Origin of the sequence: Qipengyuania sp. (assembly GCF_964227205.1) — a bacterium.
Taxonomy (GTDB): Bacteria; Pseudomonadota; Alphaproteobacteria; order Sphingomonadales; family Sphingomonadaceae; genus Qipengyuania.
The window spans coordinates 59,835-74,965 of the sequence record NZ_CAXQVB010000006.1; the positions used below are offsets into that span (position 1 = coordinate 59,835).

Below are 15,131 nucleotides of genomic sequence, written 5' to 3' on the forward strand. Positions count from 1 at the left end.
GCACAATCGTATTGCAGCGCAATCAACGGTCGCGTTTGGCGAGCAGCCTCAACCGCAGCGCGTTCAATTTGATGAAGCCTTCGGCATCCTTCTGATCGTAGGCACCCGCGTCGTCCTCGAAGGTGACGTGGGCTTCCGAGTAGAGCGACTGGTCGGACTTGCGTCCCACCACCAGGGCATTGCCCTTGTAGAGCTTCAGCCGAACGGTGCCCGAAACCTTCTCCTGGCTGAGATCGACCGCCGCCTGAAGCATCTCGCGCTCGGGGCTGAACCAGAGGCCGTTGTATACCAGCTCGGCATAACGCGGCATGAGCTCGTCCTTGAGATGCGCCGCGCCGCGATCGAGCGTGATCTGCTCGATCCCGCGATGCGCGCGGGCGTAGATCTCGCCGCCCGGGGTCTCGTACATGCCGCGGCTCTTCATGCCGACGAAGCGGTTCTCGACCAGGTCGAGCCGGCCGATCCCATGCTTGCGGCCAAGATCGTTGAGCGCGGTCAGCAGCGTCGCAGGGCTCATCGCCTCGCCGTTGAGCGCAACGCCATCGCCGCGCTCGAACTCGATCGTGATATACTCGGGCGTGTCGGGCGCGTCTTCCGGGTGGTCGGTGCGCGAATAGACATAGTCCGGGGTCTCTTCCCACGGATCCTCGAGCACCTTGCCCTCGGACGAGGTGTGCAGCAGATTCGCGTCGGTCGAGAAAGGGCTCTCGCCGCGTTTGTCCTTGGGCACGGCGATCTGGTGATCTTCGGCCCAGGCGATCAGTGCGGTGCGACTGGTGAGGTCCCACTCGCGCCACGGGGCAATCACCTTGATGTCCGGGTCGAGCGCATAGGCCGATAGCTCGAAACGCACCTGGTCGTTGCCCTTGCCGGTCGCGCCGTGGGCAATGGCATCGGCGCCGGTCTCATGCGCGATCTCGACGAGGCGCTTGGAGATCAGCGGCCGTGCGATGCTGGTGCCGAGCAAATAGTCGCCCTCGTAGCGGGCATTGGCGCGCATCATCGGGAAGACGAAATCGCGCACGAATTCCTCGCGGAGATCCTCGATGAAGATGTGCTTGTCGGGAATGCCCATCGCGCGGGCCTTTGCGCGCGCCGGCTCGATCTCCTCGCCCTGGCCGAGATCGGCGGTGAAGGTGACCACTTCCAGCCCGCGCTCCACCTCGAGCCACTTGGCGATGACGGAAGTATCGAGGCCGCCGGAATAGGCGAGGACGACGCGTTTGATATCGGACATTGCGGGTACCTTGCTGCTTTGCGCGCGCCGCTAGCAGGGGAGGGGGGCTCTGCGCAATCGTTTCACGCGGCACTGCTAGCGGTGTGCCGACGTAGCGGCTCCTCTCAGCGAAGCTGGCTGTCCTTGCTGCCCCGACGGTTGATTCCGGAGGAACGCGCGCTGGCGTCCCTACCCGACTGGCAGGCGATGCAGCGCTTGACGCCAGGGAGGGCTGCGCGCCGCTTCTCGGGGATTTCCTCGCCGCATTCGACGCACCACCGCTCGCTTTCGCCCACAGGCAGCCGCGCGCGCGCCGCGCTCACCGCATCGGAGACCGTGTCGTCGATCTGGTCCTGAACCGCGCCGTCGCGCGCCCATCCGCCTGCCATGGCCATGTCCTTTCACCATCCAGATGGGATGAAAGGCGAGAAGATCAATCGATCGGCGCATTCAATCGTCCAATGCGTCCAGCGTGCGGGACAGGATCGACGGCCCGCGCCGACCGGTAAAGCCTGCTGCGAGCGCGGGGAAATTCAGGAGGCTAGCCGTGGGTGTTCCGGTGATGCCCCGCCTTTTGGGGAATCGCCGCCAGGGCAACGATGATCGCAAGAGAGATGACGACCACGATCAGGGGGCGGCTCATTGCTAGGCCGCCATTGTCGAGCGGTTTGTCGAAGAAATTGCCTATCACGGCACCGAGAGGGCGCGAGAGGATAAAGGCTGCCCAGAAAAGGATCACCCGGTCGAATGCCCGAGCATAATGCAGCGCCAGCAACGCCATCATGATCGCGCCGAAGATCACCGCCGAACCGCCGTAACCGAAGCCGGCCGTGTCGGCGAACCAGTCGCCGAGCGCCGTCCCGAGTGTCTGCGAAAAGGTAATTGTAATCCAGTAGAAAGCTTCGGTCTTGCGATCGGTAATCAGATCGGCGGAGACCCCGCCCGTGGCCTGCTTCCACCCGGACAATGATGCCAGGACGAGGCCCAGCAGCAGCAACGAGCCTCCGGAGTAGCCCAGCCCGATCGAACGTGTCGTGAAATCGGCGAGTGTTGTCCCCGCTGTCGTCGATGCGATGATGGTCGCCCAGTAGAGTCCGGAATGGAACCGACGGGCATGGATTTGCATAAGGCACAGCGTGGCGAAGGCCCCTCCGAGTATGGCGGTGGCTTCGAGGTAACCGAGGTTCCAGTCCATGCTCAGCAGATTTCCTCCGACTTCTCCGACTGTGGTCGCCAGGATCTTCACAAGCCAAAAGGCGGCTGTGGCGGCGGGGACCTTGCTCACCTGCGGATGTTGATGGTTTTTCATGTCGCTTTCCTCGCATCGATTGTGCCGCTGGGCACATGAGCGACACAGTCGTGGGGAACGGGCAGTTCGGCCATAAGCAGGCGCTTATGCATGCCGATCTCAGCAATAGTGGACGCAGTTCCGAAGAGGCGGGGCCTTCAGCACGGTCGGCTTTCCGCGAAGGGCGCCCAGATCTGGCCGTAGCGGCTTCTACTCCGCCGCCTCTTTCGCTGCCGGGTCGAGATGCCAGCGCGGCACATTGCCTTCGTCGGCGGCGCGCAGGCGGGCGCTTTCGGCTTCGATATACTCGCGCGTCATCGGGATCGCCGCGCGGTCCTTCACATACTGGATCTGCCAGTTGACCATATTGCCGTGGCGGAAGCTCTGTTCGGCGCCGGCGAGGTAGAACAGCCACATGCGGTAGAAGCGCTCGTCGTACAGCTCGGTGATCTCGCGCCGGTGCAGCACGGTGCGCTTGTACCATTCCTCCAGCGTGTGGCTGTAGTGGAAGCGCATCGCCTCGACATCCATCACCTGCCAGCCATGCTTCTCGCTCTGGGTGACGAGTTCGGAGAGGGCGGGGATATAGCCACCGGGAAAGATGTATTTGCGCGTCCACTTGTCGGTGAAACCCGGTGGGCCCGCGCGGCCGCAGCAGTGGCTGATCATCACCCCGTCGGGCGCGAGCAGGCGGTTGGTGTGTTCGTAAAACTGCGGGTAGTGCGGCGTGCCGACGTGTTCGAGCAGCCCGACCGAGCTGATGCGGTCGAAGATGCCCGCTCTCCCATTGCCCACGTCGCGATAGTCCATCAGCTCGAACGTCACCCGATCGGCAAGGCCCGCGTCCTCGGCGCGTTCCCTGCAGAAGGCGATCTGGTCTGGTGCGAGCGCGACGCCCGTTACTTCGACGTCGTAATGGCGCGCGAGATAGAGCGCGAAGCCGCCCCAGCCGCAGCCGATGTCGAGGATGCGTTGGCCGGGCTGGATATACATCTTGGCGGCGAGATGCGCCTTCTTGTCGAGCTGCGCCTTTTCGAGCGAAGTCGTCTCGGGGTCCTCGCGGTAATAGGCCATGGTGTACTGGCGGTCCTCGTCGAGGAAACGCTCGTACAGCTCGCGGGTGAGGTTGTAGGTGTGCTCGGCATTCTTGCGCGCCTTGCCGCGAAGGTTCACGCTGTCGGCCTTGGCGAGAAGCTTCTGCGCCGCCTTGCGCAAGGGGCCCTTGGGTTTGAGCGATGCGCCCGCCTCGCGCTTGGCGTTCATCGTGACGAACAGCACCAGGTCGCGGATATCGTGCGGCTCCTCCACCTCGAGCCAGCCCCACATGAACGCCTCGCCCGCACCGACCTGCGGATAGCGCGCGATATGGTTGGCGGCCTTGCGGTGGGTCAGACGGATGCGCAGTGGCTGTGTGCCGTCCCCGGGCGCGCCGTACTCGTAGGTCTTGCCGTCATGGTCGGTGACGATCATCTGCCCGCGCCTGATCGCGGCCTTCAGGAATGTGTCGAGCAACCACATGCGCGCCTCTCTCCCCTCTGTTTCCCCCCGGGGAAGACTGTGGCACACATTGCGGCAAGTCAATTGGATGGAGGCGACGCGCGATGGCCGAAGCGAAAACGCAGGTAACCGATGTCGATCCGGCCGCGTTCATCGCCACGGTCGAGCCCGAGCGCAAGCGCGAGGAAGCCAAGGTTCTCGATGCGCTGTTCCGCCGGGTGACGGGCGAGAAGCCGAAGATGTGGGGGCCGAGCATCATCGGCTACGGCAGCTATCGCACCACCTATGCCAGCGGGCGCGAGGTGCACTGGCTGCGCACCGGCTTCAGCCCGCGCAAGGCGAAGCATTCGCTCTATCTGATGGGCGGCTATTGCGATCCCGAGACCGGCGAGAAGCATGCCGCTGCGCTCGAGCGGCTGGGCAAGCATTCGCGCGGCAAGAGCTGTCTCTACGTCAACAAGCTGGCCGATATCGACCTCGATGTGCTGGAGGAGATGCTGCGCACCGACTGGGACGAGATGAAGCGGAGGTATCCAGATGCGTGAGCGGACGAGGCCCCTTTCAATCGTGTCCGGTCTCGCAGCGCTGGCCGCGGCGGGCGTCCAGCTTATGCGCGGGTTCGACGGCCTGCCGCGCATCGTCGCGCAGCTGGCTCACCCGGCGCAGGGCGCGATGATCGCGATCGTCTGGCACTCGCTGACCTTCGCCATGGCCGTGCTCGGTGCGGCCTTGCTCGCCTCGGCCCGCGCGAGCAGGCCCGTTGCCAAAGGGGCGGCACTGCTGTCCATGGTCATTCTCGGCGGTGCGGGGGCGATTACCGCTTACATGGCCGCATCGGCACTCGGCGACCCGTTCGCCTTCTATCCGGTCTATTTTCTTGCCGGTGCCGCGCTTCTTTCGGGGCTCGCTGCGCTCAAGGCCTAGATGCCCGCGTACCACTGGTAGCCGGCGCGGTCTTCCCAATAGCCGCCCTGGCCTTTGCCGATGTCGTCGAGGCTGGCGACCGCTTCGATCGCCGTCAGATACTTGGCGTGCTTGTAGCCCAGTTGCCGCTCGATCCGCATCCGCAGCGGCGCGCCGTTGCGGATCGGCAGCGGCTCCCCATTGAGGCTGTGCGCGACGATGGTCTGCGGGTGGAAGGCGTCTTCGAGATCGACGCTCTCGTAATAGTCCTGCCCGTTGAGATCGTCGGCGCAGCGGAAGACGATGAACTTCGCCTCGGGCTTCAGCTCTGCCGCCTCGAGTAGCACGGCCAGCTGCGGCCCGGTCCATTCGCCGATCGCGCTCCACCCCTCGACGCAATCGTGGCGTGTGACCTGCGTGCGCTGCGGCAGCTTGCGGATATTCTCGAGGCTGAGGCTGAGCGGATGCTCGACCAGTCCGCGCACCTCGAGCCGCCAGTTCGTGAAGCCTTCCTCGACATGGCGAGGATAATCGCCGTTCTGCGGGTCGGTCGAGCCATTGCCGCGGAAATAGGGCGAAATCGCGCTGCGTGGATATTCGGGAGCGAGCGCCTTGCGGTCGGTCAGCAGCCGGTGCGCGCGCTCGTGCCACTTCTCCGCCGCGCCCAGCAGCGACTTTCCCGCATCGGTCTCGGCGATCCTGTTGCAGCCCGCGACGAAGGCGGCACCTGCGGCGACGAGGAAGTTCCTGCGCTTCACGGCTCGCGCCCTCCTGTGATCATGTCGCCGATCTGGCGGACCGGTCCGGCGAGGATCACCAGCACCACATGCACCACGAAGAAGGCCGCGATGGCAAAGGCGAAGATGAAATGCAGGCTGCGCGCCGACTGCCGCCCGCCCAGCAGCTCGACCAGCCAGCCGAAGGTCGGTTCCATGCCTGGGCTTATGGCGATGCCGGTGAAGACCATCATCGGCAGGAAGACGCCCAGCACGAGGCCGTAGGCGAGCTTTTGCAGGAAATTGTACTTGCCGCCCTCGTGGTCGAAATCGAGTTTGAGGTGCCGGACGATGTCGTGCCAGACCGCGCCCGGCTTCCATTCCCTGCGCCTGGTGGCGATGTCGCGCGTGAAATGGCGGTTGGCGAGCATGGCGATCCAGATGAACAAGAGGCCCAGCGCGAAAGGCCAGGCCATGAGGATGTGCCAGTCGCGCGCCACCGCGAGGCTGTAATAGCCGGGGATCGTCATCCAGTCGGGAAAGCGCGGCACGGTGAGCCAGGCCTGTTCCGCCCCAAAGCCCCAATCGCCCCAATAGAGGCGGCGATGCGCATTGGAAATCGTCAGGCCCGACATGAACAGCACGACCACGCACAGCAGATTGAGCCAGTGCCACACCCGCGTGGACAGGGCGTGACGCTTCATGTGCCTTGCCGCTCGCGCGCGAGATAGATCACGTCGCGGGGCTGGGCGAGCAGGTGCTGCCCGCTGTCGACATAGAGCGTCTGTCCGCTGGCGAGATGGCCCTGAGCGAGGAACAGCGCGGCATCGGCGACTTCATTCGCGCCGGTCTTACGGCCGAGCAGGTTCATCCGGTGCGAGACCTCGGTTTCGTCCTCGCTCTGGTCATGGCTGGCGAGGATGGCGCCGGGAGCGAGGGCATAGACGCGGTCCTCCGGCATTGCAGCGCCCATCGCGAGCATGGGGATGGTGGCAGCGACGGCGTGCTTGCTCATCGTATAGCTGAAGAAATCGGGATTGGGATTGGCGAGCTTCTGGTCGGTCAGCTGGATCACGCGCCGCCCGCCTTCGGCGCGGGCATGCGCGAGATAGGCCTGCGCCATGCGCGCCGGGGTGCGGGCGTTTATCTGCATCGCGCGGACATTCGTCTGCGGGTCGAGCGAGGTTACGGCGTCGGGTTCGAACACGCCCGCGCAATTGACCAGCGCACGCCAGTCGGCGAGCCGGTCGGCCAGCATCTCGATCATGGCCACGGCGGCATCGTCGTCGGCAAGATCGCACTGCACCGTTTCGGCGGAGGGCAGGCTGGCGGCGAGCGCTTCCGCCTCTTCCTGCGAAGACCCGAAATGGATCACTACGTGCCAGCCCGAGGCGGCAAGGGCACGGGTGATCGCCGCGCCGATCCGCCGGGCTCCCCCGGTCACGAGCACTGCTGGCCTGCTGTCGGTCATCGCGCACGACCATAGCGGCGCTCCGGCCAAAGAAAAGACGCGCCGTCACCAGAGGGAGGGGTGACGGCGCGTCCGCTGCGCAGCCTTGCGGCTGGCCTATCCGGTTAGCGGCAGCTCAGGCTGCCCCGGTCGATCTCGCGGCCGACCAGCGCGCCGACAGCGCCGCCGAGGATCGCGCCGAGCGTCCTATCGCCGCGTCCGGCAAGCTCGTGGCCCGCGAGTGCACCGACACCCGCACCGATCACGAGGCCGGTGGTGCCATTGTCGCGCCGACAATAATAGCGGCCGTCGCGCCCGCGCCACATCCGGTCGTCGCGCGTTATCCGGCGCGGAGTGACGTAATAGCCACGGCTGTCGTAGATCGCGCGATCCTTGGCGCGCTTGCCGTGTGCGGGCGCCCAGCGTGGCGGGTCCGCCGCTGCGGGAGCGGCCATGCCGAGCCCGGTCAATGCCATGGCGCCGGCGGCGAAAGCGAGAGCGAGTTTCTTCATCGTTGCTACCTCATTGCCCGTGTATCGGCTGTACAACCGCGACCCTGCTGAGGAGGTCCACAACCTCGGATGAACGAGCGATATCGAGGCGCAATTCGCGACGAGCCGAACGCTCACGCGCGACGAAGCGCTAGGTTGCGAGCCGCTTTTCGGCCTTGGCGCGCCACGGCTGGCACAGCCGTTCGAGCGCGGCGATCTCTTGCAGATCGGCGCGCGAAGGAGGCTGCGCCGGATCGTATAGCGCAGCGAAAAGGCGCGCGACGCTCCAGCCATCGTGTCCTGTTTCGACCAGCGCCAGTGCATCTCCGGCCTGTGCCTCGCCGCTTTCGATCACGCGGTAGTACCAGCCGCAGTGGTGCCCCGCGATGATGTGTGCGACCATGCCCTTGCGGCCGAAGCGGTGTTCGATCTTCCAGCACGGCGGCCGTGGCTGGCTGATCTCGAGCAGCGCGCTGCCGAGCCGGAACCGGTCGCCGACATGGACCTCCGTCTCGGTCAGCCCGCTGGCCATCAGGTTCTCGCCGAAGGCCGCCGGACCTGCCAGCAGCGGATGGTCGCCGAGCCACTCGCGCCATCCGGCATAGTGATCGTGCGGGTACTGGTGCACGGCCATCTCCACGCCGCCATGATGCTTCGTGTCGGCGACGCTATCGCCGGCGATGCCGATCGTCCCGATGCCAACCCGGCCTTCGACCGGATGCTTGTCGATTGCGCTGGTTTCGCTGCCCCTGAAGCGCTTCGGCTGACCGGTGCAGATCGCGAACACGTCGATCATGGGCGGTCTTCCTTTCGCAGCGTCAAGGCATGCCAGTCGCGCTGGACGCCGTCGGCGCCCTCGCCTGGATAGCGCTCGCTCGATACCAGCTCGAATGCGCTGTCGCGATAGGCGCGCTCGATCCATAGCTCGTCGGGCAGATTGGTCAGACGCCCCAGCGGATCGCGCCCTTCGCCGTCGCCGAGCTTGTAATTGGCAAAATGCCATCCGCCCGGACGCAGCGCGCGGCGGATTGCGGCGAGCACTGCGGGCAGGTCCGCGCGCGCGACATGCAGCAGGCAGGCATGCGCCCATACCGCGTCGTAGGCCGCGATCGCCTCGAGCTCGTCGAACCGCATTACGCGCGCGCCGACTGCGAAGCGCTCGTTTGCCTTCTTCACCATGGCGGGCGTGCCGTCGGTGGCATCGAGATCGAAACCGCGTTCGCGAATGCGCGCCGAATCGCGGCCTCCGCCGCAGCCGAGTTCGAGCACGCGCGCGCCGGGCTCGAGACGGTCGAGGTGCCGGCTCGGCGCCTGGCCGAAGCTCATCGTGTAGCGCGGCGCGTTCGCTTGGTAGTAAGCGATCGTCGCCCCGTCCGCGCTCACTTGCCGGCGCTCATCCCGCCGCGGCCTCGGCGGCCTCGGCAGCTTCACGGTCGCGCTGGGCGCGGCTCTTCTTTTCCGCCGCAGTCTTGAGCTGGCCGCAGGCGGCGTCGATATCGCGCCCGCGCGGGGTGCGTACCGGCGCGCTGATGCCGTGTTCGAAGACGATCTCGGAAAAGCGCTTCACGCGCTCGGGCGTCGAGCACTCATAGGCCGCGCCGGGCCAGGGGTTGAACGGGATGAGGTTCACCTTGGCGGGCAGCTTGTATTGCTTGATCAGCCGCACCAGCTCGCGCGCATGTTCGTCGGAATCGTTCTTGTCCTTGAGCATGACGTATTCAAAGGTGATGCGGCGGGCGTTGCTGGCACCGGGGTAGGCGGCGCAGGCCTCGAGCAGTTCCTCGATGCCGTATTTCTTGTTGAGCGGGACGATCTCGTCGCGGATTTCCTTGGTCACCGCGTGCAGCGAAACCGCGAGGTTCACCCCGATCTCCTCGCCGCAGCGGTCCATCATCGGCACGACGCCGCTGGTCGAGAGCGTGATGCGACGCTTCGACAGCGCGAGGCCGTCGCCGTCCATCACCAGCTTGAGCGCGCCCTTGACGTTGTCGAAATTGTAGAGCGGTTCGCCCATGCCCATCATCACGATATTGGTCAGCAGGCGCCCGTCGGACGTGTATTCGGCGCTGTCTTCGACCGTATCGAGCCCCGCCATCGAGCCCTTGGGCCATTCGCCCAGCGCGTCGCGCGCGAGCATGACCTGGCCGACGATCTCGCCCGGGGTGAGATTGCGCACCAGCCGCATCGTGCCGGTGTGGCAGAAGCGGCAGTTGAGCGTGCAGCCGACCTGGCTGGAGACGCACAGCGTCCCGCGATCGGCATCGGGGATGAAGACCATCTCGAATTCATGGCCGTCGGAGGTCCTGAGCAGCCACTTGCGCGTGCCGTCGGTCGAATGTTGCGCCTCGACGACCTCGGGACGCCCGATGAAGAAGCGTTCGGCCAACCATGGGCGCATGGTCTTGGCGATGTCGGTCATCGCCTCGAAATCGGTCACGCCGCGGTGATAGAGCCAGTGGAACACCTGCTTGGCACGCAGCTTGGCCTGCCGCGCATCGAGACCCGCCTCTTCGAAGAGTTCGCGGATGCGGTCCTTGGGCAGGCCGATCAGGTCGACGCGACCGTCCTCGCGCGGAGTGATGTCGCGCGCGACGGGAACCGGGTCCACCTGCCCGGGGATGCTCATGAGTGTCGTATCGGCCATGGGAGCCGCGCATATAGTGCCTTCTGCAGCGAAAGCAAAGCATGCGCGCGGGCGGGCAAAACGCGACTGTCGCGCGCGGGTTCCCGCGGTTCGGCGTAAATCCGCGCGCGGATTTCCAGCGCTGCTCCACGGCACGATTCATCGCCTGTCGTACACTTCTCGTCGCGCAACATGTGTTCAATCTGCAACAATTTCCTGTTGTGAGAGGTTAATGAAACTGTTCGGCTTCGAGCGACGTTTTCCCGGTCCACGCAGCACGAAAGCTGCGGGTTACGAAAACGGAGTTCGCACATGAAAAAGATCTCAACCCTTCTCGTTGCAGGTTCGCTCGCGGCCCTTGCCGCCCCCGCCATGGCACAGGATGCCGGCGGCAATTTCGACGGTTTCCGCCTCCAGGGCGTGGCCGGCTACGATGCGCTGCAGGCCGGCAGCAGCGTCGACGACGACGGGGTCGACAATAACGACCAGTCGATCGACGGCGTCGTCTACGGCGTCCAGGCGGGTTACGATTTCGACCTCGGTGGCGCTGTTGTCGGGCTCGAGGCGGAACTTTCGGATTCGACCGCGAAAACCGAATATTCGAATGGCGATTTCGAAGGCTTCGGCTTCGGCCGGGTCGACGCCGGTCGCGACCTGTTCCTCGGTGCGCGCGTCGGCGCCAAGGTCGCGCCCGACCTGCTGCTCTACGCCAAGGGCGGTTATACCAACGCCAAGCTAAACATCCTCTCGAACGACGGCACCACCGAGTACAAGCAGGACTTCGACCTCGACGGCTGGCGCGCGGGCGCGGGCGTCGAATATGCGATCAACCCGAGCACCTTCATGAACATCGAATATCGCTATTCGAACTACAGCAAGGGCGAAGTCGATTTCGATGGCGACCTGCCCGATGGCGACCGGTTCGACGTCGATCTCGACCGTCATCAGATCATGGCTGGCGTTGGCGTGCGCTTCTAAGCGATCGCGCCATTCATGATCGGGGGCCGGGGAGCGTCGCGCGCTCCCCGGCCCTTTGGCGATCTGCGCCTATCTGCGCGCGCAGGCGAGCGTGGCGGCATCCATTGCAGTCGCGGCCCCTGCCAGCGAATAGCTGTTGGCGAAGCGCCGCCCGCGCGTGTCGGTGGCTCGGACGGTCATCCGGCTGGCCGAGCGCATGGCGGCGACGATTGCCGCATCCATCCTGCGATCCTCGGCCCAGGCATCGGCCCCGCCGCCGGTGAGACGAAAATTCCTGCCGCCGACCGAAAGCGCCACTTTGGCGCTCTCGGCCAGCCTGCGAGACAGGCGAAAATGGACCTGCCCACGCAGATTGCGTCGTGGCCAGGTGCCGATAGTGGCATAGGGCTCGAACTCTCGGCTTGCCTGGCTCGCAGCAGGGACCGCGATGGCATAGCAGCGCGGGACCGAGGCATCGCGAAATGCGCCCCAGTCGGAAAACACGCCGAGACTGTCCTTGGCCGCGAGCGGGGCGGCGAGGGCGATCAGCAGCAAGGCGGCCAGTTTACGCATAGTCGATGGCCACGACTTCCCATTCTTTGAGCCCGCCGGGAAGCCTCACGCTGCGCAAATCCCCGACTGCGGCACCTTTCAGTGCGCGGGCGAGGGGGGATGACCAGCCGATCCGGCCGGCGCCGGCGTCCTGCTCGTCGTCGCCGACCAGCGTCACCACGCGTTCTTCGTCATCCTCGTCGGCGAGCGTCACCCTGGCGCCGAAGAAGGCGCGCGACTTGTCGGGCTGTTCGGCGGGGTCGATCACGCGCGCAGCCTTCATTCGCCGGGCGAGATGGGCGAGTTCGCGGTCGATCTCGCGCATGCGCTTGCGACCGTAGAGGTAGTCGCCGTTCTCGCTGCGGTCGCCATTGCCCGCCGCCCAGCTGACGATCTCGACGATCTCGGGGCGCTCGGTCCCGAGCAGGTGGTCGTAGCGCGCCTTCATCGCCGCATAGCCGGCGGGGGTGACGGGATTGGTCTTGCCTTGCATGAGGCGAGCGCCCCTAGCGCAAATCAGCGCCGCAGGTAATTGCCGATATCGCGCTCGTAACCCGCCGATTTGTCGGGATGCATATTGGCATAGGCTACCGCGTTGCCGATCACCCGCATGACGTAGTAGCGCGTTTCGAAGTTAGACGGGATCTGCTCGATCCAGGTGACCCAGTCGACTGCGCCCGTGCGGGGATCGCCATTGAGCCGAAGCCATTCGTTCACCCGACCGGGCCCGGCGTTATAGGCCGCGATCGCGAGCGGGTAGGCCCCGCCGTAGCGATCCATCAGCCGGGCGAAATGCGCATCGCCCAGACGGATATTGTAGCTCGGGCTGTCGGTCAGGCTGGCGGACATGTAGTTGACGCCGATCTTGCCCGCCTCTTCGCGCGCGGTGCCCGGCATCAGCTGCATCATCCCGCGCGCGCCGGCATGGCTGACGCGGGTGCGATCGAATTCGCTTTCCTGCCGGGCGATGGCATGGACCATGGTCCAGTTGGCACCGGGGTGCGTTTCGACGGTGGGGAAGCCGAGCCGCTCGAAGCCCTTGAGCCCGTGCTCGCCCGCCACCAGCCCGGCGACCACCGCGAGTTCGTCGAGCCCGGTCTCGCGCGCCAGCTGGCCGACCAGCGCCATTTCGCCGGGAGTCTTGGCCTTGTCGGCGATGGCCTCGAAAAAGGCGCGTTCGGTGCGCCAGTCGCGCCGGTTGCGTGCGATCGAGCGGAGCGCCGCAGTCAGCGGGTCGGCTTCGAAGGCGGCGCGCTGCGAGGCGTCGGGCCGGGGCAGCGCGGCGAAGGTGGGCATCGGGCGCCCGAGCTCCTTGAGCGCGAGCTGGCCGTAATACCATTCGGGATAGTCCGCCGCCATCTCCCAATAGCGCTGCGCGCCTTCGCGGTCGCCCGCGCGGGCAGCGGCACGGCCGGCCCAGTAGAAGCCCTTCGAGCGCGTCAACGGGGTCTTGGCCGCGGTGCCATAGCGATAGAACAGCGGCGCCGCCTGCGCCCCGTCGCCAAGCGACCACAGCGCCTTGGTCCCGCCGAGCCACATGAGGTCGGTATATTTGTCGCGCAGCGCGAAGGAACCGTCCGAGATATCGGTTCCCGGCGCGAACACGTCGTCGATCTTGCCCGCGATGCTTGCCGCCTGCGTGGCGCCGGCGCTTTTCGCAACCGTCAGTGCCTCGGCCACGAATTGCGTGCCGTCGAAGGCCGGGGCAGCGAAGGCGGCGCGGGTCGAAAGCAGGTTCACCGCTTCATAGGGCTGGCCCGAATTGCGATAGTGCCGCGAGAGATTGTAGACATAGCCCGCATCGGTCGAGGCGCCTTGCGGCACGGGCAGGCCGGCCTGCGACGGCGTGCTGCCCTGCAGCAGCGCCAGCCGCGCCTGGGCCATCGGGCGATAGGCGGGCGACACGCGCCCGACGTGGCGCGCGGCGGCCTCGTAATTGCCCTGCCACAGCAGCGCGTCCATCCGCGCATCGTGATCCTCGGGCGCGAAGCGGCTGCCGAACAGGCCCTGCATGTAAAGCTCGGCGGGCCCGCTCATCGTGCCCCCGCACCAAGCCGCGCGCGCGGTCTCGAATGCCTGCGGGCGATCGAGCGAGGCGAGTGCCAGCGCATAGCGGGCGCGGGCGCTGTTGGTCAGCGGCGGGAAGCGGTCGAAGAAAGCGACCAGCGCCTGAGGGCTGGGTGCATCGTTTTCGAGCGCGGCTTCGGCGCGGCGGCGCAGCAGCTCCTGCTTGGGAAAATCGGGATGGGCGGAGACGAAATCCGCGTAGGAGGCGAAGGGAAGCTTGTCCTGCTTGGTCAGATATTCCCACTGGCCCACTGCCCGGTCGACCGCGCCCGGCTGTTGTGCCACCATGTAATTGCGTGGGGCATCCTGTGCCTGCGCCATGGTAGGGATGGCCAGCATGCCGCCGGCCATAAGTGTCACTGTAAAAAGTCTTTTTCTGCCCATGCTGGACATCGTGCCCGGCCCCTCCTTATCAGGCGCTGAATGAATTGTGGCAGCGCCCACGAAAACTCGCCTTGTTTCATAGCTCTAACGCAGGACCGACGTAAATGTTCTCAGGCTCGATTCCGGCTCTGGCGACTCCTTTTCGCGACGGATCGTTCGACGAAGCCGCATTCCGCAAGCTGGTCGACTGGCAGATCGACAACGGCAGCAAGGCGCTGGTGCCCTGCGGCACCACCGGCGAGGCCTCGACGATCTCCAATGCCGAGCACCACCGCGTGATCGAGGTGTGCATCGAGCAGGCCGCCGGACGCGTGCCGGTGATCGCGGGGTGCGGGTCGAACGATACGCGCAACGCATTGCTGCACATGCAGTTCGCCCGCAAGGCCGGCGCCGCGGCGGGGCTGTGCGTCGCCCCCTATTACAACCGCCCGAGCCAGGCCGGGCTGATCGCGCATTTCAGCTTCCTTGCCGAAAACAGCGATTTGCCGATCGTGCTCTACAATGTACCCGGCCGCACGGTCACCGACATCGAGGACGAGACGGTGGTCGAACTGGTGCGCAAATATCCGCAGCGGATCGTCGCCATCAAGGATGCCAGCGGCGACCTCTCGCGCGTCGCCGACCACCGGATGGGGCTCGACCACGAATTCTGCCAGCTGTCGGGCAATGACGAATTGTGGCTGCCGCACTCGGCAGCGGGCGGGGCAGGCTGCATCTCGGTCACCGCCAATGTCGCGCCCGCGCTGTGCGCCGAATTCCACGAGGCGATCGCGGCCAACGACCTGGTCAAGGCGCGCGAACTCAACGACCGGCTGTTCCCACTCCATTATGCGATGTTCTCCGACGCGAGCCCGGCGCCGGTCAAATACGCGCTCAGCCGGGTGCATGACTGGTTCTCGCCCGACGTGCGCCTGCCGCTGGTCAACGCCAGCGAGGCGAGCCGCAAGGCAGTCGACGAAGCGCTGGCGATCGCGGGACTGATCTGAG

At 65.8% G+C, this 15,131-nt stretch carries 18 protein-coding genes; 4 read left to right on the forward strand and 14 right to left on the reverse strand.

The window, feature by feature from the left end:
- Window positions 1-22: 22 nt before the first annotated feature.
- From ACEQZ0_RS13480 to ACEQZ0_RS13495, 4 genes are all read right to left on the reverse strand, one after another.
- On the reverse strand, window positions 23-1,237 hold the full coding sequence (locus ACEQZ0_RS13480) for an argininosuccinate synthase (RefSeq protein WP_370191514.1): 1,215 nt from the start codon (window positions 1,235-1,237) through the stop codon (window positions 23-25).
- Between the two features lie 104 nt (window positions 1,238-1,341).
- The gene (locus ACEQZ0_RS13485) at window positions 1,342-1,605 is read right to left on the reverse strand and encodes a DksA/TraR family C4-type zinc finger protein (RefSeq protein WP_370191515.1); all 264 of its coding nucleotides are present in this window, start codon (window positions 1,603-1,605) and stop codon (window positions 1,342-1,344) included.
- A gap of 152 nt (window positions 1,606-1,757) precedes the next feature.
- A complete protein-coding gene (locus tag ACEQZ0_RS13490; RefSeq protein WP_370191517.1) occupies window positions 1,758-2,525 on the reverse strand; it encodes a hypothetical protein in 768 nt (255 codons plus the stop codon).
- Window positions 2,526-2,714: 189 nt separating this feature from the next.
- Complete coding sequence (locus ACEQZ0_RS13495) at window positions 2,715-4,022, reverse strand: class I SAM-dependent methyltransferase (RefSeq protein ID WP_370191519.1); 1,308 nt, start codon at window positions 4,020-4,022, stop codon at window positions 2,715-2,717.
- An 83-nt stretch (window positions 4,023-4,105) separates the two neighbouring features.
- On the opposite strand from ACEQZ0_RS13495, the gene ACEQZ0_RS13500 reads away from it, so the two are divergent.
- Both ACEQZ0_RS13500 and ACEQZ0_RS13505 read left to right on the forward strand, forming a co-directional pair.
- Window positions 4,106-4,546 carry a DUF1801 domain-containing protein gene (locus ACEQZ0_RS13500; RefSeq protein ID WP_370191520.1) on the forward strand — a complete coding sequence of 147 codons (441 nt, stop codon included), beginning with the start codon at window positions 4,106-4,108 and terminating at the stop codon, window positions 4,544-4,546.
- 22 nt (window positions 4,547-4,568) lie between these two features.
- Entirely contained in the window at window positions 4,569-4,925 is a 357-nt protein-coding gene (locus tag ACEQZ0_RS13505) for a hypothetical protein (protein WP_370191521.1), read from the forward strand.
- On the opposite strand, the gene ACEQZ0_RS13510 is transcribed toward ACEQZ0_RS13505, so the two are convergent.
- The 7 genes from ACEQZ0_RS13510 to rlmN form a co-directional block, all read right to left on the reverse strand.
- Window positions 4,922-5,662: a molybdopterin-dependent oxidoreductase gene (locus ACEQZ0_RS13510; RefSeq protein ID WP_370191522.1), complete on the reverse strand. Its 741-nt coding sequence runs from the start codon at window positions 5,660-5,662 to the stop codon at window positions 4,922-4,924. The genes ACEQZ0_RS13505 and ACEQZ0_RS13510 overlap by 4 nt on opposite strands.
- Complete coding sequence (locus tag ACEQZ0_RS13515; protein WP_370191523.1) at window positions 5,659-6,324, reverse strand: cytochrome b/b6 domain-containing protein; 666 nt, start codon at window positions 6,322-6,324, stop codon at window positions 5,659-5,661. Before ACEQZ0_RS13515 ends, ACEQZ0_RS13510 begins: the two co-directional genes overlap by 4 nt.
- Window positions 6,321-7,091 carry an SDR family oxidoreductase gene (locus ACEQZ0_RS13520; protein ID WP_370191524.1) on the reverse strand — a complete coding sequence of 257 codons (771 nt, stop codon included), beginning with the start codon at window positions 7,089-7,091 and terminating at the stop codon, window positions 6,321-6,323. Before ACEQZ0_RS13520 ends, ACEQZ0_RS13515 begins: the two co-directional genes overlap by 4 nt.
- Window positions 7,092-7,195: 104 nt before the next feature.
- Window positions 7,196-7,582 carry a glycine zipper 2TM domain-containing protein gene (locus ACEQZ0_RS13525; RefSeq protein WP_370191525.1) on the reverse strand — a complete coding sequence of 129 codons (387 nt, stop codon included), beginning with the start codon at window positions 7,580-7,582 and terminating at the stop codon, window positions 7,196-7,198.
- Between the two features lie 130 nt (window positions 7,583-7,712).
- Window positions 7,713-8,357, reverse strand: a complete 645-nt coding sequence (locus ACEQZ0_RS13530; protein WP_370191526.1) for an MOSC domain-containing protein — start codon at window positions 8,355-8,357, stop codon at window positions 7,713-7,715.
- Window positions 8,354-8,944, reverse strand: coding sequence for a class I SAM-dependent methyltransferase (locus tag ACEQZ0_RS13535; RefSeq protein ID WP_370191527.1), 591 nt, complete (start codon window positions 8,942-8,944; stop codon window positions 8,354-8,356). The genes ACEQZ0_RS13530 and ACEQZ0_RS13535 overlap by 4 nt, the downstream gene beginning before the upstream one ends.
- Before the next feature lie 10 nt (window positions 8,945-8,954).
- Window positions 8,955-10,205: a 23S rRNA (adenine(2503)-C(2))-methyltransferase RlmN gene (gene rlmN / locus ACEQZ0_RS13540; protein ID WP_370191528.1), complete on the reverse strand. Its 1,251-nt coding sequence runs from the start codon at window positions 10,203-10,205 to the stop codon at window positions 8,955-8,957.
- A gap of 291 nt (window positions 10,206-10,496) precedes the next feature.
- On the opposite strand from rlmN, the gene ACEQZ0_RS13545 reads away from it, so the two are divergent.
- Entirely contained in the window at window positions 10,497-11,162 is a 666-nt protein-coding gene (locus ACEQZ0_RS13545; RefSeq protein WP_370191529.1) for an outer membrane protein, read from the forward strand.
- A 69-nt stretch (window positions 11,163-11,231) separates the two neighbouring features.
- On the opposite strand, the gene ACEQZ0_RS13550 is transcribed toward ACEQZ0_RS13545, so the two are convergent.
- The 3 genes from ACEQZ0_RS13550 to ACEQZ0_RS13560 are packed head-to-tail and all read right to left on the reverse strand — an operon-like array spanning window position 11,232 to window position 14,111.
- A complete protein-coding gene (locus ACEQZ0_RS13550; RefSeq protein ID WP_370191530.1) occupies window positions 11,232-11,714 on the reverse strand; it encodes an invasion associated locus B family protein in 483 nt (160 codons plus the stop codon).
- Entirely contained in the window at window positions 11,707-12,186 is a 480-nt protein-coding gene (locus tag ACEQZ0_RS13555; protein ID WP_370191531.1) for a GreA/GreB family elongation factor, read from the reverse strand. Before ACEQZ0_RS13555 ends, ACEQZ0_RS13550 begins: the two co-directional genes overlap by 8 nt.
- Before the next feature lie 23 nt (window positions 12,187-12,209).
- Window positions 12,210-14,111 (reverse strand): lytic transglycosylase domain-containing protein, encoded by a 1,902-nt coding sequence (locus ACEQZ0_RS13560; RefSeq protein WP_370191720.1) that lies wholly within the window; start codon window positions 14,109-14,111, stop codon window positions 12,210-12,212.
- Window positions 14,112-14,248: 137 nt separating this feature from the next.
- Here ACEQZ0_RS13560 and dapA point away from each other — a divergent pair, with 137 nt between their 5' ends.
- On the forward strand, window positions 14,249-15,130 hold the full coding sequence (gene dapA / locus ACEQZ0_RS13565) for a 4-hydroxy-tetrahydrodipicolinate synthase (protein WP_370191534.1): 882 nt from the start codon (window positions 14,249-14,251) through the stop codon (window positions 15,128-15,130).
- Window position 15,131: the final 1 nt, after the last annotated feature.